Origin of the sequence: Paenibacillus sp. JZ16, from assembly GCF_015326965.1 — a bacterium.
Classification (GTDB): Bacteria; Bacillota; Bacilli; order Paenibacillales; family Paenibacillaceae; genus Paenibacillus_AQ.
Map to the genome: position 1 here is coordinate 5598642 of NZ_CP017659.1, position 25541 is coordinate 5624182.

General features: G+C 44.3%; 20 protein-coding genes. 17 read left to right on the forward strand and 3 right to left on the reverse strand.

The annotated features are described in order from the left end of the window. The first annotated feature begins 8 nt into the window (after positions 1-8). Together BJP58_RS25085 and BJP58_RS25090 are read left to right on the forward strand one after the other, a co-directional pair. On the forward strand, positions 9-383 hold the full coding sequence (locus tag BJP58_RS25085; protein ID WP_194541029.1) for a hypothetical protein: 375 nt from the start codon (positions 9-11) through the stop codon (positions 381-383). A gap of 224 nt (positions 384-607) precedes the next feature. Next, entirely contained in the window at positions 608-1675 is a 1068-nt protein-coding gene (locus tag BJP58_RS25090) for a type II TA system antitoxin MqsA family protein (protein WP_194541030.1), read from the forward strand. Positions 1676-2233: 558 nt separating this feature from the next. Here the strand turns inward: BJP58_RS25090 and BJP58_RS25095 are convergent. Next, positions 2234-2482, reverse strand: coding sequence for a helix-turn-helix domain-containing protein (locus tag BJP58_RS25095; protein WP_194541031.1), 249 nt, complete (start codon positions 2480-2482; stop codon positions 2234-2236). 169 nt (positions 2483-2651) lie between these two features. On the opposite strand from BJP58_RS25095, the gene BJP58_RS25100 reads away from it, so the two are divergent. Beyond that, positions 2652-3131 (forward strand): hypothetical protein, encoded by a 480-nt coding sequence (locus BJP58_RS25100; protein ID WP_194541032.1) that lies wholly within the window; start codon positions 2652-2654, stop codon positions 3129-3131. Positions 3132-3225: 94 nt separating this feature from the next. Beyond that, positions 3226-3591 (forward strand): SMI1/KNR4 family protein, encoded by a 366-nt coding sequence (locus tag BJP58_RS25105; protein ID WP_194541033.1) that lies wholly within the window; start codon positions 3226-3228, stop codon positions 3589-3591. A 400-nt stretch (positions 3592-3991) separates the two neighbouring features. On the opposite strand, the gene BJP58_RS25110 is transcribed toward BJP58_RS25105, so the two are convergent. Further along, positions 3992-5320, reverse strand: a complete 1329-nt coding sequence (locus tag BJP58_RS25110; protein WP_233354754.1) for a helix-turn-helix domain-containing protein — start codon at positions 5318-5320, stop codon at positions 3992-3994. Between the two features lie 280 nt (positions 5321-5600). Between BJP58_RS25110 and BJP58_RS25115 the strand changes: the two genes are divergently transcribed. The 6 genes from BJP58_RS25115 to BJP58_RS25140 all read left to right on the forward strand — a co-directional run bounded on the left by BJP58_RS25115 (position 5601) and on the right by BJP58_RS25140 (position 12464). Continuing rightward, positions 5601-6311 (forward strand): nuclease-related domain-containing protein, encoded by a 711-nt coding sequence (locus BJP58_RS25115; protein WP_194541035.1) that lies wholly within the window; start codon positions 5601-5603, stop codon positions 6309-6311. A 109-nt stretch (positions 6312-6420) separates the two neighbouring features. Continuing rightward, positions 6421-8364, forward strand: a complete 1944-nt coding sequence (locus BJP58_RS25120; protein WP_194541036.1) for an AAA family ATPase — start codon at positions 6421-6423, stop codon at positions 8362-8364. Beyond that, on the forward strand, positions 8361-9620 hold the full coding sequence (locus BJP58_RS25125; RefSeq protein ID WP_194541037.1) for an McrC family protein: 1260 nt from the start codon (positions 8361-8363) through the stop codon (positions 9618-9620). Before BJP58_RS25120 ends, BJP58_RS25125 begins: the two co-directional genes overlap by 4 nt. A 43-nt stretch (positions 9621-9663) precedes the next feature. Beyond that, the gene (locus BJP58_RS25130; protein WP_194541038.1) at positions 9664-10236 is read left to right on the forward strand and encodes a hypothetical protein; all 573 of its coding nucleotides are present in this window, start codon (positions 9664-9666) and stop codon (positions 10234-10236) included. A gap of 266 nt (positions 10237-10502) precedes the next feature. Further along, positions 10503-11009 (forward strand): DUF4190 domain-containing protein, encoded by a 507-nt coding sequence (locus BJP58_RS25135; protein WP_194541039.1) that lies wholly within the window; start codon positions 10503-10505, stop codon positions 11007-11009. Between the two features lie 444 nt (positions 11010-11453). Then, positions 11454-12464, forward strand: coding sequence for a carbohydrate-binding protein (locus BJP58_RS25140; protein WP_194541040.1), 1011 nt, complete (start codon positions 11454-11456; stop codon positions 12462-12464). Between the two features lie 163 nt (positions 12465-12627). On the opposite strand, the gene hcp is transcribed toward BJP58_RS25140, so the two are convergent. Next, positions 12628-14313 (reverse strand): hydroxylamine reductase, encoded by a 1686-nt coding sequence (gene hcp, locus BJP58_RS25145; protein ID WP_194541041.1) that lies wholly within the window; start codon positions 14311-14313, stop codon positions 12628-12630. A 208-nt stretch (positions 14314-14521) separates the two neighbouring features. Here hcp and BJP58_RS25150 point away from each other — a divergent pair, with 208 nt between their 5' ends. The 7 genes from BJP58_RS25150 to BJP58_RS25180 all read left to right on the forward strand — a co-directional run bounded on the left by BJP58_RS25150 (position 14522) and on the right by BJP58_RS25180 (position 25538). Then, positions 14522-15544 carry a 2-oxoacid:acceptor oxidoreductase family protein gene (locus tag BJP58_RS25150; RefSeq protein ID WP_194541042.1) on the forward strand — a complete coding sequence of 341 codons (1023 nt, stop codon included), beginning with the start codon at positions 14522-14524 and terminating at the stop codon, positions 15542-15544. Beyond that, on the forward strand, positions 15541-17841 hold the full coding sequence (locus tag BJP58_RS25155) for a thiamine pyrophosphate-dependent enzyme (RefSeq protein ID WP_194541043.1): 2301 nt from the start codon (positions 15541-15543) through the stop codon (positions 17839-17841). Before BJP58_RS25150 ends, BJP58_RS25155 begins: the two co-directional genes overlap by 4 nt. 283 nt (positions 17842-18124) lie before the next feature. After that, positions 18125-18691, forward strand: coding sequence for an SF0329 family protein (locus BJP58_RS25160; protein WP_194541044.1), 567 nt, complete (start codon positions 18125-18127; stop codon positions 18689-18691). A gap of 60 nt (positions 18692-18751) precedes the next feature. Further along, a complete protein-coding gene (locus BJP58_RS25165) occupies positions 18752-19456 on the forward strand; it encodes a demethylmenaquinone methyltransferase (protein ID WP_194541045.1) in 705 nt (234 codons plus the stop codon). Between the two features lie 142 nt (positions 19457-19598). Then, positions 19599-20588 (forward strand): tRNA dihydrouridine synthase, encoded by a 990-nt coding sequence (locus tag BJP58_RS25170; protein ID WP_194541046.1) that lies wholly within the window; start codon positions 19599-19601, stop codon positions 20586-20588. Between the two features lie 208 nt (positions 20589-20796). Next, on the forward strand, positions 20797-21957 hold the full coding sequence (locus BJP58_RS25175) for a cobalamin-independent methionine synthase II family protein (RefSeq protein WP_194541047.1): 1161 nt from the start codon (positions 20797-20799) through the stop codon (positions 21955-21957). Between the two features lie 206 nt (positions 21958-22163). Beyond that, on the forward strand, positions 22164-25538 hold the full coding sequence (locus BJP58_RS25180; RefSeq protein WP_233354755.1) for a HEAT repeat domain-containing protein: 3375 nt from the start codon (positions 22164-22166) through the stop codon (positions 25536-25538). The last annotated feature ends 3 nt before the right edge of the window (positions 25539-25541 follow it).

Sequence of the window (25541 nt, forward strand, 5' to 3'; positions counted from 1 at the left end):
GAAGATATGTGAATAGCGAAGATATGCTTAAGGAAGCAATACCACTCATGATTCATGAGGACACGCGGAAGTTTATATTTCGTAAAGGTCGAAACTGGAGACAAGATTTTATCGATTTAGGGATGCCTCCTGATGTGGGTAAAGCATGGAAAGTTATGATGACTTTAACTAAGGACGATGAAGAGAAACATCCTGAATTAGATAGAGATGGTTCTGGTGAACTGATTTATGCATTTCAGAAAGAAATGCCTAATGGTGTTTGGGCCTATATCAAAATTAAGATTAAGGATTACAGCAATACTAAGAAATGCGTTTCGATGTCGTTTCATCCTTGTGAGTATGGCCCGAAGGCCGAAATAAACAAAAAAATCTTAGGAAATTAAAGTACATAAAGGGAGCATCTTGCTCCGGCTCCCTTTAGGCACTTTTATATCATAAATGAATGTTGTTTAGAACCAAAATGGATTGAATTTTTGATTACTTCCCCTATGGACGGGTGAGTAACACATAGGCAACCTGACCTCAAGGATTGCACCAAAACTTATTAACACTCTAAAAACTTGATTAAAGGCTTAAACAAAACTTAATAGTAAGGAGCGAGAAACTTATGTCAAGGGAATTCCTAACGTATTGTGATGACTGCGGTAAGGATTGCAATGCTGAGGAAAAAAAAGAGCGACAAACAATTAGAATTCATGGAAAATTAATTGATGTAGAAGTAATAATGCTTGTTTGCAAAGAATGTGGATCTGAAATATCTGATGAAAAATATATGAATGAACAATTAAAAGCCATAAATGACGCTTATATAAAAGCAACTTCCGGATTAACTTCTGAACAAATTAGAAATGTTAGACTTCAATACAAAGATTTGGGGATTCGCCCCTTTGCAAAGATTTTAGGAATAGGTTCCGCAAGTATAGCAAGACACGAAACTGGAGAGTTGCCAAGTGATAAACATATAACCATTTATAAAGAATTGAAAGAAAATCCTCGATCTATATTTGAATATTTTAATAAAAATAAAGAGAATTTATCTCCTAGGGAATTAAAGAAGGTTGAGAACGTATTAAGAAATTGGAGCGATGAACAAGAAGGCCGAATTAGCACACCATTTGTAGAAATAATGCAAGATGATGAAGAAATAATTGAATCGATTCACAAGCCATTTGCTTTTACTGAATTCACTGGTTATAGAGATTTCAATCTAGATAAATTCTTAAATATGGTTCTGTTCTTTTCAAAATGGGGAGTTAACAAAACTAAGTTAATGAAGCTTCTATGGTACTCGGATTTCCTTTACTTCAAAAAGTATACTGCATCAATAAGTGGAGCTGCTTATGCTCGCATTAAATTCGGGCCGGTTCCCAAAGATCATGAGATAATACTTGCTCATCTGCAACATATGGACGTTATAGAAATTGAGGAGTCTTTATTGAACGATGAGGGATGGGTAAAAATGACTATTAAGGCAACACAAAATTATAATCCTAACGTGTTTGAGAAAGAAGAAATGGTTACATTGGAAAGAGTGAATTATATTTTTGAGGGTTATGGTTCCCGTAAAATTAGCGAATATTCTCATAAAGAACGTGCTTGGATAGAGACTCCTGATGAACAATTAATTAACTATAAATACTCTCGAGATTTTGAACTTGAATTGAATTCGCGGTAAGTTATTTGCACCAATAATCTGGTTTTATAGCTAGATCTATCCTCAGGGCCCAGCATACATTACTGTTCCGGTTCCCTGCATATTTTTGGTAAATCGAGAACCCCTCTGTTTTTCAGGGGGTTAAGATTTGCCTTAATAGTCTCAAAAGTGGGGGCCTCAGGTTTAAAAATGAGTCTCCCATATAAAATGAAGTGTTGATAAGTCTTTACATGGGCTCTATTGGTTAAAGGATGGTTTCTTTTCTGCTTCAATGTAATAAGGATTGTATCTAGATGCGATACGAAGCCATACTTCTCAACTTTTCCATATACAATATTCTGATTATTGCAGAATCCTGACATTTCCTAGGTTTTCTTTGCCTACGACAGACTTGTCAATTCATACTCTCCCCTAGAAGAAATAGTAATTGACGGATAAGGTGGGCTGACACCAAAATGTCATTATTCGTTACCATCACCCGAACGCATTTTATCCGAGAGCTATGTCCTACACTTATCTCATGAGAGAAATTCAGAAAATCCTCTAGTCTAAAAAATTCCCCAGCTTGAGAGGATCATTCTAATTCTCCAATTCCCTCTCATACGTCTCGATCAAAACCGAAGCCTTAACATGAAGCGCCCTTGCTAATGCAGTAATTGTTAGCAGAGTAGGCGCTTTTTCTCCGTTCTCTAGCTCACTAATATAAGATCGGTCGACACGGGAATAGAGGCTCAGCTCATCTTGAGTGAGCTTTTTTTCTTTGCGAATATTTCGGAGAGCTCTGCCGAAGGCTAGTAACTCTATGGATTTATCATTATGATTAGCCACGTTATAACCCCTTATATAGATAGTTAAATTCATCTTATGCGGTTCTATAAGGGAATTTCCGTAGGCTATTGCCTACAAAACTGTTTGGATGATACAATACAGATACTGGAAAATACTGAATTGAATAAATAGAGTATGTTCTTAGTGAAAAATGGGAGTGAAGCTAATTATGAAATCGACGGTAACAAGAGATACTGACCTGAATGTGAATACATCCTCCCAACATGGGGAAGCAGGCGGCTTTTACCAGGATATGATTGTTCTTCATGCCAGCTGCTCTCAAGAATATATGAATTTATCTTTGCATTTCTTTGACAAAAACATGCATCACGTCTGTTTATTACTATGCAACAGGGCATTAGAATCCATGCTAACTGCTTTATATATAAAGAAGGAGAGAATGCAGCCTATTTCAAATATGTTGCTAGAAGAAATACTGCGGATGTTCCCCAAAGACTCGGAGATGAATGTGGAGCCGTTGATATTTATACAATCCATATCCTTTTTATCACAGGAGAACTCCCTCATCAGCAAAATGCAGCCCACACATCTAATGAACCTGATTAAGAAAGCGGATGAGTTCATTCTTCAGATATCTAGCCAACTAGAGTTACCCAATAAAACATACCATTCTGTTTTTGAGAAATAAAGCTAGCCGTTATCTTCATTGATCATTTTTGGATACATGGTTGTCGTGTAAATTAAAAATATGAGGGATGATTTCGATGAATGTCAGAGAGTTCATGAAATGTTTTCAAGAAAGGTATTCTGATGTAGATAGATATGAGCTTGCAGAACATCGAGATATTAGAGATTTTGAAGATAGATTAGGGGTGAAACTACCACTATCGTTTTGTACTTTTCTAAGTGAATTCTCTAATGGGATTTTTTTACTTGATTGTGAACCTATCGGCGGGATTAGTGAGAACTCGCCTTGTGGGGCAATAAGTAAAAGTCATGTGATTCTTCCGGATCTCCCAGATAAAATATACATTCGAGAGACAGATGAGCTCATTGATTCCAATCGTCTTATTTCCTTTACTATGTTTGATGCTGTTGAGAACTCTAATGACCACTGGGTTTTCCTATGTGCAGGAAGGAATCCCTAATAACGAGTACAGATTAGGGTTTATCAGTCAAAATTCAAAGGTCATTGTAAAAACTTTACCTTGTTTTGAAGAATGGTTAACCGTATTGTGGAATCATGACGACTACGATGAACATGCTGTGCCGGTATTCTATACGTTTTATCCAACGTTTGATGAAAGATTCGAAATCTTAAGTAATTAAGTACATGTCATATTAAATTAAGAATTAACGGAAGTCGGTACCGTCAAAATCGAGGACTTAACATGAAGAACCTAGGCTATACAACAATCATTAGCCTAGGTTCTTTCTCCGTTCTCTATTTTTCTATAACAGATCAATCAACTCGGGAATAGATGTTAAATTCATCGTGGGAGCACACGGCTGCAGTTTAGCTACCATAACACAAGAACTCCTGCGAATCTACGGATGGATAAGAGTACCGCTAACTTTTAACTTATCTCGTATTGCAGCATATCTTTCTAGATCGTCATGATCCAGCTTAGATTGTATATGCTCAATGGTTGTACAGCATCTTACGATGTTGATTGCATTATTGTTGGTATAAGAGAATTCTAAACTATCCAGTATATATTTTGAGCCTTTTTGAATATTATCCTTCCGTATGTAATACATACCAACATCGGTAAGGAAATTAGCAAAGCGGTCATCCATTATATGTTCGGTATAACTACCAACTGATTCTCGTCGCATGAGATGATCCTTAATCAGATTCTCAAATCTATCGAGATATTCATCAAATTCAAAATGATACGTGTTAGCGGCTTGGATGATTTTAAATAAAGCTCTTAGTATTTCGTTCTCCCTGGAAGAGATATACTCGATGTATGATTCAAGTACTTCTATGTTGCCTTTCATTAGTTCATATAGATAACGGTTGCCTCTAGCCCATTCCCTGAATTGTTCTTTGGTACGTTCGGCAGCTTCATCGGATTCTATAATCCAGCTTTGATCCTCATAACAGGATAAATAATTAAGGGCTTGATCATAATCATCGTTATCTGCAGCTATGGAGCCTAACAGCAGATCGGAGTATAAAATATACCCAAACAACGGTTTGGCTGGCTCTATAGGCTTCCTGTGAGGTCTGTTTTTATTATGTTTTTGTGCGTACAGCATTCTAGAGATGCGTCCCATTTCCTGAGCATAGTACTTTGCTTTATTCCTTTTACTTAAGGACAACAACGTGTTAGTTAAATCTTTTAAAGCATCTAATTGTACCCCTTCAGGAAGTCGCTTAACATAAGCTTCAAATTGTATGGTACAGTTCAGATTATGTTCCTGATCCGAGTTTAGGGAGCAAGTAAATATTCTGTATTGACATAAACCTAATCTTTCAGCATGCTGGTGTTTTTCACTTTCGGCGACTTTTTTGTATAGGATCAGAGCAGCCTCCCGATTACCCTTGTGAAATAGTGCTTCAGCGCTATCAAAGAGTAGGGATGAATAAGCTGGGTTATCGATGATCAAATCAACAGCCTGATCGATGCAGTAGAGTTTCCCTAGCTCGGCACATCGCATGATAAAGGGGCCAAGTCGCCTCCAGTTCGGAGTTGACTCATTTACATATAGAGAATAAAAATAGCCTTCTTCCAGATTCATGGCTTTCGTAATTAAATCAAGACTTGAAACGGAAAGGGGCTGGTTCCCATTGATAAAGCGGCTGAGGGTTCCCGAATTGATTCCCGATTTAATTGCAAAAGAGGAAATGCTGAGTTTCTCCTTCTCCAAGTAACGTAATAGCTCCGTACTGATCGTTCTGTCTGTAGGTACCAAAGATACTCGCCTCCAGATCCACATTCCATATTTAGGGAAATGACTTATATAAGTAAGTTAATGTATAAATATACGATGGGTCAATAACTTTGTAGTATGATTAGGGAGGCATTCTAAAATAAAGGGGAGAACGCAGCTAGTAATTAACTCTACTGAATGGAGTATGCAGAGGAGTCATCGCCTCTTAAGAGATGGATCGGATGAATCATCATTACATGTAGAACGGAGCTCTCTTATGTTTGAAAAATTTAAGTCCTTGTTCAAATCCTCTGATAAGCCAAAGAAAAAGCCGGCTCAACATACGAATAAAGCTAAAACATCAGGAAACAACGCCAAACCCAAGGTTCAGCCTACTCGAATTGGTGAGCTGGGTGAGCATAAGATTAATATTCAACTAGACCAACTCCCCAAAGGATGTAGATATGTAAATGATTTAATGGTGACGAATTCGAAGTCCCGAACGGGTTATTCGCAGATCGACCATGTAGTGATCACGCCGCAAGGGTTGTTTGTCATCGAGACGAAGAACTACACGGGAGAGATTAAGGGAACAAGAGAGAATAAGTCATGGACGGTCAGTAACCGGTTTAAAATGTATAATCCCTTTATGCAAAATTATGGCCATATTCAAGCGATTAAAAGTTTGCTCCCTGACTACCAAAAGAGCCGGTTCATCTCACTGGTTTCCTTTACGATGCGCTGTAGGTTCAGCGTAGATCCAGAACTAAGAAAAATCCAATCGGACGAACTGATTGTGTACGATGTTGAGCTTTCCGAATATATTCAGCGCAAAATGAATCGGATTCAAGCGGAGAAGGTGGATACCGTTTTATCGGAAGCTGATATTCAGAAGATCTATCAATCATTGATCGGGGCGAACATCACTGATCCGAAGATTCGAGCTGAGCATGTGGAAAGGGCGGGGAGTTCTGGGAAGGGGAAATAACTGTTCAGGATGTAAAGCCAATGCCCAATTTTCGTGACCGACCTATCGCAAGGATAGTCTTTATATTATTTATAGCTATTATATCGCACTTGAAAGAGGTAATAGAGGAATGACAATAGATGAGATAAACCAAAGGATTAAGAACAGTGTTGCAAATCAAGTATATGTTAAAGGAAAAGAGACTCGCTATTACATCTTGACCTTTAAATATAGTGAGAACCATTATGGAGTTAAGCTTTTAGATCATCACAAGGAGGTTGAATCAGCAGATATTAATGGCAGATTGGATGCCGCTAAGCAAGCTGGTATGAGAATGCTTCAACGTCACTTTTCCAGTGCTAGAATTTCGGATATAACCATGGTTCACTATAAAGATGATCGTCCAAGCGGAATGCCTTGGCAAAAAGATAGTGATGAAGTTTTATTTGAACTTTTAAAGAAGATAAAGTCAACGGATAATAATGAATGGCTTGGAGGTAAGTCTGACGATATGAATAAAACTGTAGCAAAAAACCGGATTCTTTATGGCCCTCCGGGTACAGGAAAGACCTACAATGTTATTACTCAAGCATTAAAAATTCTTAATCCAGATGTAGATTCTGATTTAATTACTGATCCGGCAAGACGTGATGAGGCTGTTCAAATGTATAACCGGTACATTGAAAGCAATCAAGTCGTGTTTTGTACATTTCATCAGTCGTATAGCTACGAAGACTTCGTAGAAGGTATTCGTTTTGTGAAGGAATCCGAAGGGTATGAGGTTCGGGATGGCGTGTTCAAGCGTATTTGTAATGCAGCAAGAGCTGTAGTAACCAATAGAAGGCATACATATGATTTTGATCTAAGCACTACGAATTTTCATAAAATATCGTTGGGTAACACGAAAGATGCCAATGATGATATTTATGATTATTGCATACAGAACAATCAGATAGCTATGGGCTGGGGAAACCATGTTGATTATAGTCTGTGCAGCAATAAGGACGAAATTCGTGAAAAATATTTTGACTTTGCTAATGATGAAAGGAAATTTGGTGTAGATGCGGTTGATCGATTCAAACATGGAATTGATATTGGCGATATCGTTATCGTTTCCAACGGTAACATTAAAGCTCGAGCGATCGGCAAAGTCACTGGCGAATATGAATATGATGAGGAAGGAGTCATTGACTATCATCACTTTCGCAGCGTAGAGTGGCTATGGGTTAGTAAAGATGATGCTGACATCGTTCCAGTAGAACGGATTCTGATTGATAAGATATTTTCACAGCAGGCGATTTATATGCTGGCAAAGGAAAATTTGAATATTGAGAGCCTTCGAGAGTTAATTACCGGCAGAAATGAACAGGGGACTGGAGAATCCCAGTTTGTTATCGTGATTGATGAGATAAACCGTGGTAATATCTCTAAAATATTTGGTGAACTAATTACACTTATTGAACCGGATAAGCGCTTAGGGCAAAAAAATGAAATATCCGTTACATTGCCTTATTCAGGCTCCAAATTCACCGTTCCTTCTAATGTTCATATTCTTGGTACAATGAATACGGCAGATCGTTCCATCGCCTTGCTTGATACCGCACTTCGCAGACGGTTTGAATTTATCGAGATGATGCCCGCTTATAATGTGCTGCCATCAGATGTTGAAGGCTTGGATGTACGACTTCTGCTTCAAACGTTGAACGACCGAATCGAATATTTATTTGATCGAGATCATGTCATTGGACATGCTTACTTTATTACTGAGGAACCAACACTAGACTTCTATATTAGCGTAATGAAACAAAGAATCATTCCATTGTTGCAGGAGTATTTTTATGATAACTGGGAATCTATTGAGCTTGTGTTAGGTGGAGCCGGAAAGAACGAAAAGGACACCGAATTTTTGATTATAAAGAAAACTGTCTCTGCTAAGCAATTGTTTGTCCACACATCTAAACTGCCAGAGTATGAGAAAACTCGTTATGTCATACAAACGAATCCAACCCTGAAGGCATTGACTCGCATTTATAAACAGAATGGAAATGCTGATAAGCAGGAAGCAGTCGAATGAAGCATTTTGCTGTAACGGAATGCTACGGTTCAATTCCCATATCCGATTATGATAGCGAAGCCTTATCTACATTACAGGCGGATGAACTATCCAGTTATATATCAATGAATCGTTTGGATCAGGATCTGATCCGAATATCAAGGAAGAGTGTTACTTTCATTAATTATGTTGGCTTCATTCAATTATCTTCTTGCTCTATTGAAATCCTTCCGAAAGTATCTAGCAATGAACCCTCACAATCACGACGGGTATTATTGCATATGCTGGAACGAACAGGTTACCTAGATATTCACGAGAGCCAGATTGGGCAAATTGAATATGAGAAAATGAACTTGTTTGAGATTCTTGCCTCGCTTTTTACAGAGAAGGTTCTTAGAGAGCTGACACGAGGGGTTCTTCGAACGTATATTACCCAGCAAGATGAACTGAACACTGTGCGAGGTAGAATTGATACAACCTCACAAATGAAGCGTGCTCATCTTAAATCGACAGCAGTAAGTTGTATTTACGATGAATTCCATCCTGACCACATACTGAATCGAATTCTGAAAGCTACACTAAGAAAGATTATGAGGCAGTCGAATCAATTGAATACTCGTAAACGGGCTGGTCACGCCATGATGTATCTAGATGAAGTGACTGATTCCATTGACCAGAGAATTTTCCGTTCGGCTATTTATTTTGATCGTAACAATCGTAGATACGAAGCGTGCTATCGACTTGCCATACTCTTATTGTCACAGTCTGCTCCAACACCGCAAATGGGAAATAAAACGGCGAGTTCAATTTTATTTAAGATGAATGACCTGTTTGAAAGTTACATAGCGCATCTGGTTCGAAAGTTAACATCTCATGTTGTTATAAAAGATCGTTCGTATAAACTGTTAATCAAGGAGAGCACTGATCGAGGTGTATTTCAATTAGAGCCTGATTTATTGATCTCTGGAACCCATGGCCTGTCTATGATTATAGATACAAAGTGGAAAGTGATTGATAGCTCGTATAGTCGCCATGGTGTGAAAAGGGAAGACTTTTATCAGATGTATGCCTATCTGACTCGCTATGAGCATGTAGAGACTGTTATTTTGCTCTATCCTAATCACGATGGAATCAATCGGACAGATGACTCACCATTGGAGTCATGGTATGTAGAGGGGCGATCAGATAAAAGATTGCTTGTTTACGCTATTAACTATGAGGATGAAAGTCTTGCACTTCTAGAGTTAAAGTCAATAATGAATGGTTATTTAGCTTAGGATCTATTTAAGATATGATAACACCGGAAATGAGGGCTTATATATGAAAGGCAAATTCTCAACAATGGCATTATTACTTAGCTTCGCAGTTTTCTTTGCATTTACGGGTGATGTCTCTGCTGCAGCAATGAAACCGAAAGATATCCTTGCTGAAAAGTACCCTAATGAAGTGGTTAAGATCGTTAAAACCGATGACATTAACAATGACAAGAAAAAAGAATCGTTTATTCTCACTGAATCAGGTAATTTTTATCTGATTAACGCAAAGGGACATGTTGTTTTAATTAATACTGGCATTATAAGTGATGAAGGCTTTGAACCACCGACGATCCAAGTGTTTACCGTATCGAAGAATGAGAAACATGTGGCTGTTACATTCTCTTATTTCCCATCGAATACCCAGTTATATGTATATCGACTTCAGCATGGGACCTTGAGTAAAGCTCTTCAATTAATGGGGGATCAGGGAGTTTACATTGATTCAAAAGGTAAAGTACATCAGTACTGGAAGAACCACAGGATCGAAGGTGGCTGGGATCTGGCAGAGGGAATATTCACCTGGAATACAAAGACCAATAAGTACAAAGGTTCAGGAAAATACGTGCGACAGAGTTAATCCTATGGAAATATAGGGCATATGGAATGTTGCGCACTGTTAATCAGGAAAGCCTAAGGCGAAGCCCTTGGGCTCTTTCTGTTTTATAACTAAAGCCTATCCAAAAATTCCCGTGCAACTACTTCTCCATCTATTTTTGTCGAAATATCTCTTCACGATACCCTGTATTACTATCGTGGTCGCTCCGATTGTAAAGAGGATATTGGAAAGTTTTGTCGAATAGTTCTAAATAACTACACACATATATCAAAAGGGGGTCAAAAGAAGTGAAACAGGACACTAGAACTACTACATTCAATCAGCCCAATAGGACACAGCCCGCCCAAGCTAACAGGACCGTTAGCAGTAAATCTAGGGCGGCTAGTCCTCCAGTAAACAGGACAGTAATCAATAAAGCGGGGGGAGCGGATGGTCCTTCCGGTAACACGAGTACAACAACAAAAGCCGCCATGAAGAATCAGCCAAAGGATAGACTAGGACAAGCTGTAGTATCGTTAATATTCGGTATATTTGGAATATTATTCTTCATAGTAGGAATGTTAAAGTTGGGCTTTGATTCCGAGTACAGCTACATGCCTTCGACAGGTACTATGGCCACAATTCTCTTTGCTTTTATACTTAGTGTTGTAGGTTTTTTCTTAGGTATTATTGCAAGAAAATCTTCTAAAGGAAGAGGTATGGCGATAGCGGGAATTACCCTAACAACATTACCCGTTGTCGTCATGATAATAATTATTGGCGCGGGACTGGTACTAGTCTATAGGCAGTGGTAAGGTGGGTTAAATTTTGATACACCCCGTCAATTATTGAACGGACTATCTATCTACATATGACTAAATTGTTGATAGAACGGAGAATTTTGATATGCAGGGGCGAATAGGCTCCTGTAATTTGTTGTCATTGTCTACTCGTTACATGTGGAGTGTTGCCACTGTTATTGCGTTAGGTGTAGAACGCAATTAAAATCATCTCAAAGCCTATAAAGTCGTGTTAAAGCCTAAAGTTGTGTTACAAGCCGGGCGAAATTCAGGTATCCACTCCTGTTTTTCCTCGGTTTTTTTATTGAATCCGTCCCCCTTCATTTTTCCATAGTCTTTCTTCTGTTTTTGTGGAATTAATTTAGAATATGGAAATAAAGTAAGATAATAGTGCGTTAAAACCTGTGGCATGTCCCATGGGAGCGCTACAGATAAATAAAAAAACAAGGAGGTTTGAAAATGACTAATAAATCTTTTAAGCCCTTATCACTTTTGGTAGTTTTAGCAGTATTTCTATCCACTTTTTGCGCAGCCTTACCGTCAGTAAACGCAGCCGCTAGAGGAGCGTGGGCTCCAAATACCGCATATGCAGTAAATGACACAGTAACCTATAGTGGAAGCACTTATACCTGTCTTCAGGCACATACTTCTCTCGTAGGTTGGGAACCGTCCAATGTTCCTGCTTTATGGCAGAAAGACGGTAGCGGCGGAACTACGCCGCCAACCACACCACCGACAACGAACGGAGTAACATTCTATGCAGATATAAACTATGGAGGAAAAGCAGTGACACTCGGGATAGGCAATTATACACTGTCTCAGTTGAACGCAAACGGAATTCCGAATGACTGGATGTCGTCTCTTAAGGTTCCAAGCGGTTGGACGGTTGAAGTATATGAGAATGATAATTTTGGAGGAGCCAAGTGGACCTTTACTTCAGATTCTTCCTGGGTTGGCAGCACGATCAATGACAAAATGTCATCGGTCAAGATTTATACGGGTTCACCACCTCCTACAGTAACTAAGCCTGCCGAGGTTCCAAGCCATATATGGACATATGTCATGAATGCGGACAATGCCTATGGGAAAGGCGGAGATTTTGCTTTATTGTTAAGTGCTGTTATCAAAAAGGAAAGCAGCTTTGGCGCAGGTTTACCAGGTAGTCCATCGGCCGGCGACGGATTGATGCAGGTCGAACCAAACACACGCAATGCGTATTTATCTCAATTCAGCTCAAAATTTGGCCGTGCGTATAATCATAGCAGTGAACAAGATCAGGTATATCTGGGTGCGTTAATTTTAAATGAGAAGATTACGAAGTTTGGAAATATCTACAACGGATTATTACACTACAACGGTGGAGATAACTGGTATCCGGGAGCTACGGATTCTTATGGCCGTCCTATTCTGGCGGATCAATATGCAGATGCCGTTTACGCTACTTATAAGGGCTATGGTGGTAAGAATTAAGGTGTTTCATTGATAGGTAAATTGAAAAATAGCGACGTGGAAGGATTTCCTTGTTGAGTGGAAGCGACTTATTTAATTTGAAAGGGCATGAGTTACCAAGCAGATCATTGCTTGCATAACCCATGCCCTTTTTTTCTTTATCAGGTTTTCTTCGACTACTAAGTTACGCGCCAAGGAACATCTTCATATCATCTTCCACATTCGTAATGCCGCCGATGCCGAAGTTTTCCACGAGGACTTTGGCAACGTTAGGCGACAGGAATGCAGGGAGCGTAGGGCCCAGATGAATATTTTTAACGCCAAGATATAGCAGGGCAAGCAGCACGATCACCGCTTTTTGCTCATACCAGGCAATGTTATAGGAAATCGGCAAATCATTAATATCCTCAAGGCCGAATACTTCCTTCAGCTTCAATGCAATCACGACCAGGGAGTAAGAATCATTGCATTGACCAGCGTCCAGGACCCGCGGAATACCGCCGATTTCGCCTAGATCCAGTTTATTGTATTTGTATTTGGCACAGCCTGCAGTTAGAATGACCGTGTCTGTTGGGAGTTCGGCTGCGAAATCGGTGTAATAGCTGCGGGATTTCATCCGTCCATCGCAGCCGGCCATGACGAAGAAGCGGCGGATCGCCCCGGATTTCACGGCATCGACGACTTGATCGGCCACGTTCATCACAGCGGCATGAGCGAAACCGCCGATGATCTCACCCGTTTCAAGCTCCGTTGGAGCGGGGCATCCTTTCGCTTGCTCGATCAGGGCGGAGAAGTCTTTGGGAGCACCGTCTGTTCCTTCTGGAATATGGCGGACACCCGGAAACCCCGTGTTGCCTGTTGTATATATACGGTCTTTATAACTGTCTTTCGGCGGGACGATACAGTTGGTTGTCATTAATATCGGGCCGTTAAAGGCTGCGAATTCGCTATTCTGCTTCCACCAGGCATTCCCGTAATTGCCTACAAAATGCTCATATTTCTTGAATGCCGGATAATAGTGGGCAGGCAGCATTTCACTGTGCGTGTACACATCCACGCCGGTTCCTTCCGTCTGCTTCAGCAGCTCCTCCAAATCCTTCAGATCATGGCCGCTGATCAGAATGCCGGGCTGGTTGCCTACCCCGATATTGACCTTCGTAATTTCCGGATTTCCGTAAACCGAGGTGTTCGCTTCATCCAGCATCGCCATGGCGTTTACGCCGTATTGACCGGTTTCCATCGTCAAAGCGACCAGATCCTGCACTTCAAGGCTGTCGTCAAGCGTGGCGGCAAGTGCACGGCGCATAAAACGGTTTAATTCGTTATCATCCTTCTCCAGATGAAGCGCGTGGTACGTGTAAGCAGCCATCCCCTTCAAGCCGTACGTAATCAATTCGCGCAGCGAGCGGATGTCTTCATTGCGGGTCGAGAGGACACCAACCGTACGTGCTTTTTCATCAAAAGAAGCTTCGTTATCCGCTTGCCAGACGGCAGCATCAGGGAGATTGGCGGTTCCTTCCGGATATTGTTCGTTATAATAGGTGCGCACCTCGCCGCGGAGCTCGATCGCTTCCCGGATTCTTCCCACAAAAACCTCGCGGTCAAAGTTGGCGTTCGTAATCGTTGCAAACAAGGAGTCCATCATAAACAGTGATACGCGCTGTTCAAGCTCCTCCGGCAGCCGGACATCCAGACTGAGAAAAGAGATACCTTTTAACAGATAAATCAGCAAATCCTGCAGGTTTGCCACATCATGCGGTTTGCCGCATACTCCGACAATGGTGCAGCCTGTTCCTTTGGATGCTTCCTGACATTGAAAGCAGAACATGGACGGCTGATGCTCTACGGTCTCTTGGGCGTTGTTATTCATTATTTTCTCCTCCAATTTCGTGATTTTTTGCCTTAAGGTCAGTATAAAATTGCCTCGCAATTGGACTGTCGAAGACAGTATACTTCGCTCCCACAACCGACATAGTGATTGGAATCACAATTTTTTAAGTTGTGAGTATAATCACAAACCCGGTCCGTTTCTTCTTTTAAACTGGAATTAATGACCTAAGAAGAAATGAGGAGAGAACATGTCGATTTTACCTCAAAAGAATGAACTGGGATTTTTCGAGATTCGTCTCGAATCCATCGGCGGGCTTGGCGCCAATCTGGCGGGAAAAATGCTGGCCGAAGCCGGGGTGACCGGCTCCGGACTTAACGGTTCGAATTTTTCCAGCTATGGTTCGGAGAAAAAAGGGTCGCCCGTGAAGAGTTTCGTAAGGTTCTGCGATTCCGAGGTGGAAATCCGCGATCACAGTCCCATTGAGCAGCCGCATGTCGTCGGTGTATTTCATGAAGCATTGTATAAGACGATCGATGTCATAAGCGGATTACAGCCTGATGGAACGGTGCTTGTGAATACGGTGCGAGCCCTTTCCGAAGTGGCCGTTGATCTGAACATGACGCAGGGAACGCTGGCCGTAGTTGATGCGCTGAAGATTTCCGTTGAGGAAAAAACCAAAGTGAATACGGCCATGCTGGGGGCTTTGTTCCGGATTTGTAGCTTCCTAAACCCGGACGATATGCGGCAGGTGATCCGCACAACATTTGAGAAAAAGCTGCCCCACCTCGTGGAACCGAATGTGCGGACTTTTGACAGAGGATATAACGAAGTTCAGTTCCTTTCCTTGGGAAATGGCTCAGAGCTTATAGACAAAATTTCCTTCGCAAGACCGCAGCCGATGCTTGGATATGAAACGCAGGAGCTGGGCGGGATTCTGAACGTTACGGCGAACAGTGTCCTGAAGGATCTTAGCAGCTCCCGGCAGGGATATTTGCCAGAGTACAAGATCGAGGACTGCATTCACTGTGCCGCCTGCGATACGGTATGTCCGGATTTCTGCATCGTGTGGGAGAAGAAACCGGATAAGCGCGGGAATATGCAGATGTTTATGAGAGGTATCGATTATCAGTATTGCAAAGGCTGCTTGAAGTGTATCGAAGCTTGTCCGACCACCGCTTTAGCTGCCATGTTAGAAGAGCCGCATTATGCGGAGCAGCACCGTGTGCCGCAATCATTTCCCTATATAACCGCGGAGGGAGTCCGATCATGAATATGCAAATTCAAGAAACAACAACGGAGAACAAGCCGGCGGCTGCTCAAACGGCAGTCTTCGAATCGGGCAACGAAATGGCTGCCATGGCGGCTGCCCAGATTAACTATCACATTATGGGTTATTTTCCGATTACACCTTCTACGGAAATCGCCCAATATCTTGACATGATGCGTACACGCGGCGAACATGACATCAAGCTGATTCCAGCTGACGGCGAACATGGATCGGCGGGGATTTGCTACGGTGCGGCCGCAGCCGGAGCACGGGTATTCAATGCTACCAGCGCGAATGGTTTCTTGTATATGATCGAACAGCTTCCTGTGCAGGCGGGCACACGTTTCCCGATGGTCATGAATTTGGTGACGCGTGCGGTCAGCGGACCGCTGGATATTCGCGGTGACCATTCGGATCTTTACTACGGTCTGAATACCGGCTGGGTCATTTTGACCGCTCGTTCACCGCAGGCCGTGTATGACATGAATATCATGGCGCTGCGTATCGCGGAACATGAAGACGTACGCCTGCCGGTCATTGTAGCTTATGACGGATTCTTCACATCGCACCAGAAACGCCGGGTACACATATTTACGAACCGGGAAACCGTTCAGGCGTTTGTAGGGGAAAAGGCGCCTGAATATCCACATGTACTGGACGAGAACAACCCGATCGTTGTTGGGGCTTATATGAATGGCGACGATTTGATGAATAACCACTTCCAACAGTCCAACGCCATGTACCGTGCGGGCGAGGTGTTCAAGGAAGTGGCAGAGGAATACGCGGCTTTATCCGGAAGATCCTATTCGCCGCTTGATCTGTACCGAATGGAAGATGCAGAGGTGGCTTTATTCCTGCTCAATTCGGCGGCCGAATCCTCCAAAGACGTCGTGGATCGGCTGCGGGCGAAAGGAATTAAAGCGGGCATAATCAGCCCGAATATTCTCCGTCCGTTCCCGGCAAGAGAAATCCGCGAGGCGCTGACAGGTGTCAAAGCGCTGCTGGTTGGCGAACGTGCCGATTCTTACGGTGCACACGGGGCCAATCTGACCCATGAGGTCAAAGCGGCCCTGCAGGAAATCCGTGGTCCGCAGCCTATTGTGCTGTCCCGCATATTTGGTCTTGGCGGGAAAGACTATTATGCGGATGACGCGGAAGCTTTTTTTGCCCTGACGATCGAGGCCATGGAGCTCGGTTATGCCAAAGTGCCGTTTGATTATTACGGCCAAACACCGGGAGCTGAGGAGCAAAGGCTGCAGCCGGTCATTGCCCCGATGAAGGGAGACAGCTTTAAATCTGGATTGATCACCGTAAAGGTGGATGAAGAGACGAGTAAACTATCCGTTAAAGTGCCGCCGATGCGGGCGCTTGCGGCGAAACCGAAACGGTTTGCTTCCGGCCACGGAGCTTGCCCGGGCTGTGGTATTTTCCCGGCGCTGGAGCTCTTTTTCAAAGGGATTGAAGGCCATGTCGTTACTTTGTTCCATACCGGCTGTGCTTATATCACAACAACGGGTTATCCGTATAACTCGCATAAGCAGAGTTTCATTCATAATTTGTTCCAGAACGGACCGGCGACTTTATCCGGCACGGTAGAAGCGTTCCTTGAGAAGAAACGCCGCGGGGAAATCGAAGTTCCTGAGGATTTCACTTTTGTGATGGTGACCGGCGACGGCGGCATGGACATCGGGATGGGTTCGGCCATCGGGACGGCGCTGCGGGGCCATAACCTGATCATTCTGGAATATGATAATGAAGGCTATATGAACACCGGTGCCCAGCTTTCGTACTCTACGCCATTAGGACACATGACCAGTACGTCCGGTGTCGGCAAACAGCAGCAGGGCAAAGCGTTCCATCACAAGGATACGGTGCAAATGATGGCTGCGGCACATATTCCGTATGTATTCACGGGGACGGAAGCATTCCCGCAGGATCTTGTGAAAAAGGCGGCAAAAGCTCAGTGGTACGCCCAGAATGTAGGTACCGTCTACGGCAAGCTGTTGATCACATGCCCGCTGAACTGGAAATCGAGCGACAAGGATGGGGAGAACATCGTCCGCGCGGCCGTGAATTCAAACTTCTTCCCATTGTATGAAGTCGAGCAGGGAGAAACGAATATTACGTACGATCCTGAAGCGAAGAAAAAACAGGTGCCGCTCAGCGACTGGCTGAAATACATGGGCAAATCAAGACATCTGCTCAAGGAAGAAAACAAAGACATGCTCGGCGAATTTGAAAAAGAAGTGGAGCGGCGCTGGTCGATTCTAAAAGCGAAACATGAGAACCCGCTGCTATAAAATATTCAGCATACTAGGATTTGACCCTAGCAGCTAAATATACCGCATCCTGAATCTGGAACAGATATAACCGTCTTAAAGAGTACCTGCTCAGCCTTTGAGCAGGTACTCTTTGTGGTTCCGATCGATAAGATTTTTTCTTTTCTATATAGAGGAGAAGCAGATATTCCATTCAATATGTGGGACATGTTATGGGTTGTTTTTTGGCAGAGGTTTATTCATACTGAATGAGATGTGCAGATGGATACCGCGCCCCTCAGGGTTCGAAGACATAGGAGGAACCATGTCCTGGAGTAAATTGAAGCAACAGCTGGAGAGTTTTCTCAGTCCTGCATTAGCTGGAAGAGTTGAATATCGCGCAACCGGTTATCGTTATTTACCTGATAAAGCAGGGCTTTGTTATATTTCGTTAGATAAAAAGAACGTACTTCATATGAGTGATAAAACCAGCTCAATAAGATGGTATCAGACGGAGCTGGAAATTAAGAATGATCCTAATATCCAAATTCCGATCAGCGATGATGAATTGGAAGCCGTCAGAAAGGAAACGAAAGGGACTGTTCCAGAGGATCGTCTCAACGTCATTGCAAGAAATAGAAAAGTATCCGTACTCGCAAAGGAGCTTTTGTCAGCACAGGCTGCATTAAGTAAATCCAATTTTGTCGCTACAGCGAATAAGTTCTTATCTACTTCTATTGAAGAAAGCATGGAGAGCGATGATATCTTATTGAATATTCTAGCCTTGGTAGACAGACGAGTTGGCAAAAAGCGGATTGTAAACATGGCAGATAGGATGAAGCTAAAGCATCCGATTGTGCAATATTTTTATGAACTGCGGCGCCGTGCGTGATGAGCATAAATCATTTTCGTTGAAAGAATCATATTGCACTTGTGGAAGAGAGGGAATAGCATGTCTGAACAAACAAAGTCGGAAAGAGTTCATCAGGTATTCGAAAAGATATCGGATCAATACGACTCGATGAACTCGGTTATCACTTTTAGAAGACATATCGCATGGCGCCATGATGTTATGAAACGGATGAATGTGAAAGAAGGTAGTAAAGCTCTTGATGTGTGCACGGGAACCGGGGATTGGGCGATTGCTTTAGCAAATGCTGTTGGAACGCATGGAGAAGTCATTGGATTGGATTTTAGCCAAAACATGCTCAAAATAGCACAAGATAAGCAGGAGCAACAAGCTTTAAAGCAGCTTACCCTTATCCAGGGAAATGCCATGGAGCTTCCTTTTGAAGATGATTCATTTGATTATGTAACCATTGGTTTTGGTTTAAGAAATGTACCCGACTATTCAACCGTGCTGCGGGAGATGTATCGAGTAACGAAGCCAGGCGGACAAGTCGTTTGTTTAGAAACATCCCAACCCACATTAATCGGTTATCGACAAGCTTCCCTCTTTTATGTTCGCCATATCATGCCTTTGCTTGGAAAGTTTATTGCCAAAAGTTATGATGAATACTCATGGTTGCAAGAATCAGCCCGTCATTTCCCCAATAAAAACGTACTGAAACAAATGTTTTTGGAAGCGGGATTTTCCAAGGTAGATGTAAAAAGCTATAGCGGCGGTGTCGCGGCAATGCATAAGGCGATAAAATAAGTGTCTACGATTAACATATACTGCCGTTTGATATACGCTGCTTAAATATGCTATAAGTGAAGAAAAAGCAAGGACATGAAGAGGTTGTATTTCCTATTTCGGGATCAAGATTTGTCCTGGTATGTATAGAGGAGTTTTTAATATGAAAGACAATTTTTGGCGTGATTTACCGCGGCCTTTCTTTATACTGGCGCCCATGGAAGATGTGACGGATGTTGTGTTTCGCCATGTCGTAAGTGAAGCCGCCAGACCGGATGTGTTTTTTACGGAGTTTGCGAATTCCGAGAGCTATTGTCACCCGGATGGGAACCATAGTGTGCGCGGACGTTTGACTTTTACAGAGGATGAACAGCCGATGGTAGCCCATATCTGGGGAGATAAACCGGAATTTTTTCGTCAGATGAGTATCGGCATGGCGAAAGAAGGGTTTAAAGGCATCGATATTAATATGGGTTGTCCTGTAGCGAATGTAGCGGAGAATGGGAAGGGAAGCGGCCTGATCTGCCGTCCCGACATTGCAGCGGATATTATCCAGGCGGCCAAAGCCGGGGGACTGCCCGTCAGTGTAAAAACAAGGCTCGGTTTCACGGCTGTAGACGAATGGCGCGACTGGTTGACCCATATTTTGAAGCAAGACATTGTGAACCTGTCCATTCATCTGCGGACAAGAGAGGAAATGAGCAAAGTCGACGCGCATTGGGAACTGATACCAGAGATTAAGAAGCTTCGTGATGAGGTGGCGCCCGATACGCTGCTAACCATTAACGGGGATATTCCTGACCGTCAGACCGGCCTCAAGCTCGCTGAACAATACGGTGTCGATGGCATTATGATTGGGCGTGGGATTTTTCATAATCCATTTGCGTTTGAGAAGGAGCCGAGGGATCATAGCAGTGAGGAATTGCTTGATCTGCTGCGGCTGCACCTGGATCTCCATGATCAATATTCGGCACAGATGCGGCGCTCCTTCAGCGCACTTGTCCGCTTCTTCAAAATCTATGTCCGTGGATTCCGAGGGGCAAGTGAACTCAGAAATAACTTAATGAACGCAAAATCAACAAGTGAAGTACGTGCGCTGCTTGATGAATTTGGAAGCAAGAATCATGATGAGGCAGATGAACGAGGGAATTAAATGGACAGGCTTGAGAAACAACTGCGCCCCATGAGAACAAATAACTTTTTGGAAAACATGGCCGACTTGGCTGTGTTTTTTCTTTTGGACAATCTCAGCCGTCATTCTTGCTATAGCTTTTAGCTATAACTAGTTATGAGATTTTGGTATGCCTTATAACTCCTCTAGTCGTGATATGATATCGCTATACAACGAGGGGGTTATGTACATGACTGATAAGTTTCAGATCGTAGGAAGTTTGTTGCGGCCCGAAGAGCTGCTGAAATATAAAACGCAAATAGAACATCGTGATGATATCCAGTATCCGTTCTATGAAAACTTTGAAGGGTATGCCGAGTGCGAGACCGAGGCGATCAAACAGGTCGTGAAAAAGGAAATCGAGCATAACCTGTCGGTTATTACGGACGGCGAATTCTCCAAATCGATGTGGCATCTTGATTTTGTGTGGGGCTTTGGCGGAGTTGAACGTTATATCGCGGACCATGGCTACTTTTTCCGGGATGTGGACGGAACCTCGAAATATGAAACACGCAAAGATATTGGCCTGCGGATTACTGGCAAACTGAGCGGAAAGAATCATCACTTCATTAAGCTGTTCAAACAGCTGCAAGAAACGGCTGGCGACCAGCAAACGAAACTTTGCGTACCATCGCCTTCCCATATCTACGGTGAACTTTCCTGGTCGGATAACATTGGCGGTACGGATGCGGTTTATCAGAACAAACAGGAGCTCAAAGCGGGCCTTGTGAGCGCCTATAAAGAATTCGTGGCTGAATTCGCTGCGGCAGGCGGCAAAATCCTGCAATTCGATGATTGCTTGTGGGAGCTGTTTGCAGACGACAACCCGAACTCTCCGTTTACAGGGGAGCATATTAATCAAGCGGAAGTACAGGGTCTCGCCACCGAATTTATTGAGATTAACAATACCGTGATTGACTTCGGTCACAGCCTCGGCTTGAAAATGTGGACACACAACTGCCGGGGCAACTACGATTCTCGCAACATGGGCGGTGGATCTTATGCGAAAATCGCCAACCTGTTCCTGAAGCAGTTGAAATATGATCGCTTCTTCCTGGAGTGGGATGATGATCGTGCGGGTTCGATTGAAGCACTGGAGGTTTTCAAGGACAGACCGGAAACGGAGATTGTTCTGGGCCTGCTGTCATCCAAAACCAATACGCTTGATGATGAAGCACGAGTCATCCGTCTGCTTGACGAAGCATCCAAAATCATTGATAAGGATCGTCTGCTGCTCTCGCATCAATGCGGCTTTGCGTCCTGCGATGGCGGTAACGAGCTAAGCGAAGCCGAGCAATGGGCGAAAATCGATCAAGGTCAACAGATTGCCAAGCAATACTGGAATAACTAAATCGGATAAACATCGTCTTGAGCTAATAGGGATGACTCAAAGGGCCGCTTATGGACCCTGAGAGTCATCTTTTTTTGTATGCAGCGTTTCCCGCCGTTCAAAGGAGTAGCCTTCGCTTATGAAGAAGTTATATACTTCCAGGAGAGCTTGTGCAAATCGATTGCGGAGAAATTTTGATCGGTTATAAGAACATGAGGGGAGAGGGAATGTTGACATATGACCATGATCTGATGAACAAAGAGCAATTGCTCATGGAGCTGGATTCGCTGGGTTACTCGGACAGGATGAAGAGGATGGCGCTTCTGGGGCGCCAGCATGAAGGAGATGCGGATTTTTCCGCGCTGCTCCTATCCTTCCTCGAAAGCGGCACCGCCTATGAGGCGCATTTGGCATTGACCGGAGCAGGTGTAGTGAAGGATGCCCGTGCGGTTTTGTTTGCCCTGAAGCATCCGAAGGCAGGGGTCAGAGGACGGGCGGCTAGATTACTGCCGGAAGTGGTGACAGATCCGGACTTTTCGATTGAATCCGAAATTGCTCTGATGTCGTATCATTGCCGTCACCAATTGCTGCGGAGCATCGTGAATACATATCGTCAGGATTGGGCGGAACGGCTGCTGCCGCTCGTGCTTGGCCAGTGGGGCGCACAAGAAGCTTCTTTATTATTGGCCGTGTGCAGTGAAGAGACAGTAAGCAGTAGGCTCCCGGAGCTAGGGTATGCTTTACGCAATTGGCGGCTCTTAACGAAGCACTACCCCGATTTGGTTGGAGCGTATTTCAAGAATGCTTTGCAGAACGCAACGCATCGGGAAAAGATCAGTGTATGGTGGACGCTCTCTTCCGCGATTGAGGTACTGAGTGTTTCAAGACCGGCAATCGTGTTGGAATGTGCGCTTAAGCTTGGGCCGACGGATATGATTCATCCCGTACTCAAACAGCAATTGGGCATTCTGATTCAGGCCAGCCCTGAGGACGTATTCGAGCTGCTGACACGTGTGGACACACGGGAATATCTTCTGAATCACGGCGTTCCGGCAGGCGTGTTGAAGAAGAGAAAATGGTTTACCGCAGCGCAGTGGACCACGCTGGCTGCATTGCTCGCAGATCAGCCTGAGCATCTAGCCAAGGTGCTGGATACCCTTGCGCCGTCTTATCGCGAAGCAATGTTTGATGCCGCTTATAAGGAAGACGAGCGGAAGACACGCATTTTCCCTATGCCGCTGCTGGATGTACTGCCGCACCGACTGCGCGACAAGGAAGCTGCCCGGATGCTGGAGCTGCGCGACATTCGTGATCATCGGGATGACATGCTCAAAACGACGGCGCGCCGTTTCATTGGTAACGCCAGGGAGAAGCTGGAGCAAGCCGTCCAGGTGTCTAATAGCGATGAACGTGCTGCGGCCTATGCCCACCTCGTTCGGAGTACAGCTCTATCCCGAAGCGGAATGGATGAGACGCTGCGCTTCCTGACTCGAATCAAGAACGACCAGGATCCGGTGCGCTGGGCTGTTATGGCCGAGCTCTCAAACTGTCCTGCTCCCATGTTTAAGGAAGAGCATGTGAACGATCTGACTGTGCTGGTGGATAGCGTGGTGGAAGCCAGGGACACTTCGTACGGGACAAGGTCCGCCACGGAGGAGCTGGCGTTTGCCATCCTGCGTGAACATGCATTGGAGCCGAAGGGCGAGCTGTTCAAATTCGCTTTGAGAACGTTTGGAAGATTGACGATGCGGGACGGTCAGTTTGCGCTCTTCTCGATGGATTGGGATAGCATACCAAATACTGCACTGGAAGCATTGTTCGATGAAGTTTATGCCTTTGGTGTAGAAGCGAACAAGCGAGAAAACACAAATGTGGTCCTGCGTATGGCGGATTTGTTCGGAAAGGCCGTGGATCGGTTGCCGAAGCTTCAGCTTCTGCTGGAGGAGTTGCTGGAGGCCAAAACGGTATCGCCGCAGGCTGTCCATTATTGGCTGGCACCGTATAAAACCCGGGATGCGAGGGTTAGAGAACTGCTGGACAGGGACCCATCCTTCATCTCTTTCCATGACGTATTTATGCATCTGCATCTGAAGCGCCAAGAGTGGTTAGACCCGTTCATCTCAGGGACAATCATCGATGGCAAGCATTTATCGGGAAAAACGATTTATGTTGTGCCTGCCCATAATGGGTTTCACCGGTGGCTGCCGCGTCAGCAAAAGGCACTAGCTTCCCTATTGGAACGGGTGGCCTTGGATGCCAAACGAAGTTTCCATGAACGTGCGGCTGCGATGCGGAGCTTGGCCGTCATGCCGGATTATCTCTCCGATCAACTGGAGATTCTGCTGCAGGTTCAGGCAGTGCATGTCGTCGAGGCTGCGCTCTACGCCTATTCGTTATGGGAAGAGCCGGAGAAGGCACTGCCTGTATTATTGGACAACCTGGATGGGGACCGTGCTCGGGTGGCCATGTACTCGATCCCCAGATGCATGCGCAGGGTGAGCCCGGTGATGTTGACATCCATGTTGTCGGACCTGCTGAACCGCGAGAAATTGAAAATCACGGTCAGAAAAGAGGCCATCCGATTGCTTGGGGCTTATAAAAGCAGTGAGGGCATGGCGCTGCTCATCCGTGAATACGAGAAACCGAATGTACACAAAGACGTGATGATCGCCATAGGACACGCTGCCAGACAATGGCTTGATGATGAACGCAGCTGGACTCTGATGCGTGCCATGGCTGCTTCACCGCAGCGTGATATCGCAAGAAGCCTGCTTAACCAGTATGCTGGCGGACTTCCGGCGGAGGCTCGGCCAAGGTATTTGCAATTGATTATCGAGATTGCAGGGCACGCCGATCCCGTTGTGGCCAAAGAGGCTTTCCAAGCCATGAGCCGTTGGGTGAATGGAAGTGAGGAGAAGGTAGCGTCTTCCGCCTGCCGAGCGATTCTTGATTTGGAGGATAACACCAGATGGAAGGCGGCGATGGATACCCTCATTGTGGCTTGCCGTGACGGGAAGGTGAATGAGCAGGTCATAAAGGTTTGCACACAATTGGTGTACACGGAGACGAAAGCCGAATGGAATGCTGCACCGGAGAGGGACCTTCCAGAGCGGCAGCGTCTGGTGGCATTGATTGACAAGCTGACCTCGTTACCTCTCAATGCAAGGCGGATGCTAGTTCCTTTATATACGGGCATGATCGATGCTCTTAAGTCCAAAGAAACCATGAAACCAGCCGTGATCAAGTTATATTTGGCGCTTGTCGAATGGAACCAGGCGGATCAGGCTGCCCTGCAGTTGGACCCTGTGATTCAAATGGCGGACACGTACCAGCATCTGTTGGATTACGCCTACAGACAGATCGCTCGGGCAGCCAATGCCAACCAGGCGTATTGGAGACCGGAGACGATTCTGGAACTGGTGGATCATTTGAGAGATCGGCAGTCGTTTGCGGCCCAATATATCGGGCTTTCTTTGCTGAAGGTTGCGGGAACATCGTTATTGTGGAACCAGGCTTGTACCGACCGTTTAAGAACGTACCGGAATCATGAGTTTGAGGCAATTCGTCTGGCGGCCCTAGATATTTGGACCGTGCTGGAATGAGGT

Bases quoted from the DNA above. Each gene is read 5' to 3' on its own strand.
- BJP58_RS25100 (WP_194541032.1), top strand. From the start codon at position 2,652: ATGAAATCGACGGTAACAAGAGATACTGACCTGAATGTGAATACATCC.
- BJP58_RS25105 (WP_194541033.1), top strand. From the start codon at position 3,226: ATGAAATGTTTTCAAGAAAGGTATTCTGATGTAGATAGATATGAGCTT.
- BJP58_RS25170 (WP_194541046.1), top strand. From the start codon at position 19,599: ATGAAAGACAATTTTTGGCGTGATTTACCGCGGCCTTTCTTTATACTG.
- BJP58_RS25165 (WP_194541045.1), top strand. From the start codon at position 18,752: ATGTCTGAACAAACAAAGTCGGAAAGAGTTCATCAGGTATTCGAAAAG.
- BJP58_RS25120 (WP_194541036.1), top strand. From the start codon at position 6,421: ATGACAATAGATGAGATAAACCAAAGGATTAAGAACAGTGTTGCAAAT.
- BJP58_RS25155 (WP_194541043.1), top strand. From the start codon at position 15,541: ATGAATATGCAAATTCAAGAAACAACAACGGAGAACAAGCCGGCGGCT.
- BJP58_RS25125 (WP_194541037.1), top strand. From the start codon at position 8,361: ATGAAGCATTTTGCTGTAACGGAATGCTACGGTTCAATTCCCATATCC.
- hcp (WP_194541041.1), bottom strand. From the start codon at position 14,313: ATGAATAACAACGCCCAAGAGACCGTAGAGCATCAGCCGTCCATGTTC.
- BJP58_RS25140 (WP_194541040.1), top strand. From the start codon at position 11,454: ATGACTAATAAATCTTTTAAGCCCTTATCACTTTTGGTAGTTTTAGCA.
- BJP58_RS25180 (WP_233354755.1), top strand. From the start codon at position 22,164: ATGTTGACATATGACCATGATCTGATGAACAAAGAGCAATTGCTCATG.
- BJP58_RS25115 (WP_194541035.1), top strand. From the start codon at position 5,601: ATGTTTGAAAAATTTAAGTCCTTGTTCAAATCCTCTGATAAGCCAAAG.
- BJP58_RS25160 (WP_194541044.1), top strand. From the start codon at position 18,125: ATGTCCTGGAGTAAATTGAAGCAACAGCTGGAGAGTTTTCTCAGTCCT.
- BJP58_RS25130 (WP_194541038.1), top strand. From the start codon at position 9,664: ATGAAAGGCAAATTCTCAACAATGGCATTATTACTTAGCTTCGCAGTT.
- BJP58_RS25090 (WP_194541030.1), top strand. From the start codon at position 608: ATGTCAAGGGAATTCCTAACGTATTGTGATGACTGCGGTAAGGATTGC.
- BJP58_RS25150 (WP_194541042.1), top strand. From the start codon at position 14,522: ATGTCGATTTTACCTCAAAAGAATGAACTGGGATTTTTCGAGATTCGT.
- BJP58_RS25175 (WP_194541047.1), top strand. From the start codon at position 20,797: ATGACTGATAAGTTTCAGATCGTAGGAAGTTTGTTGCGGCCCGAAGAG.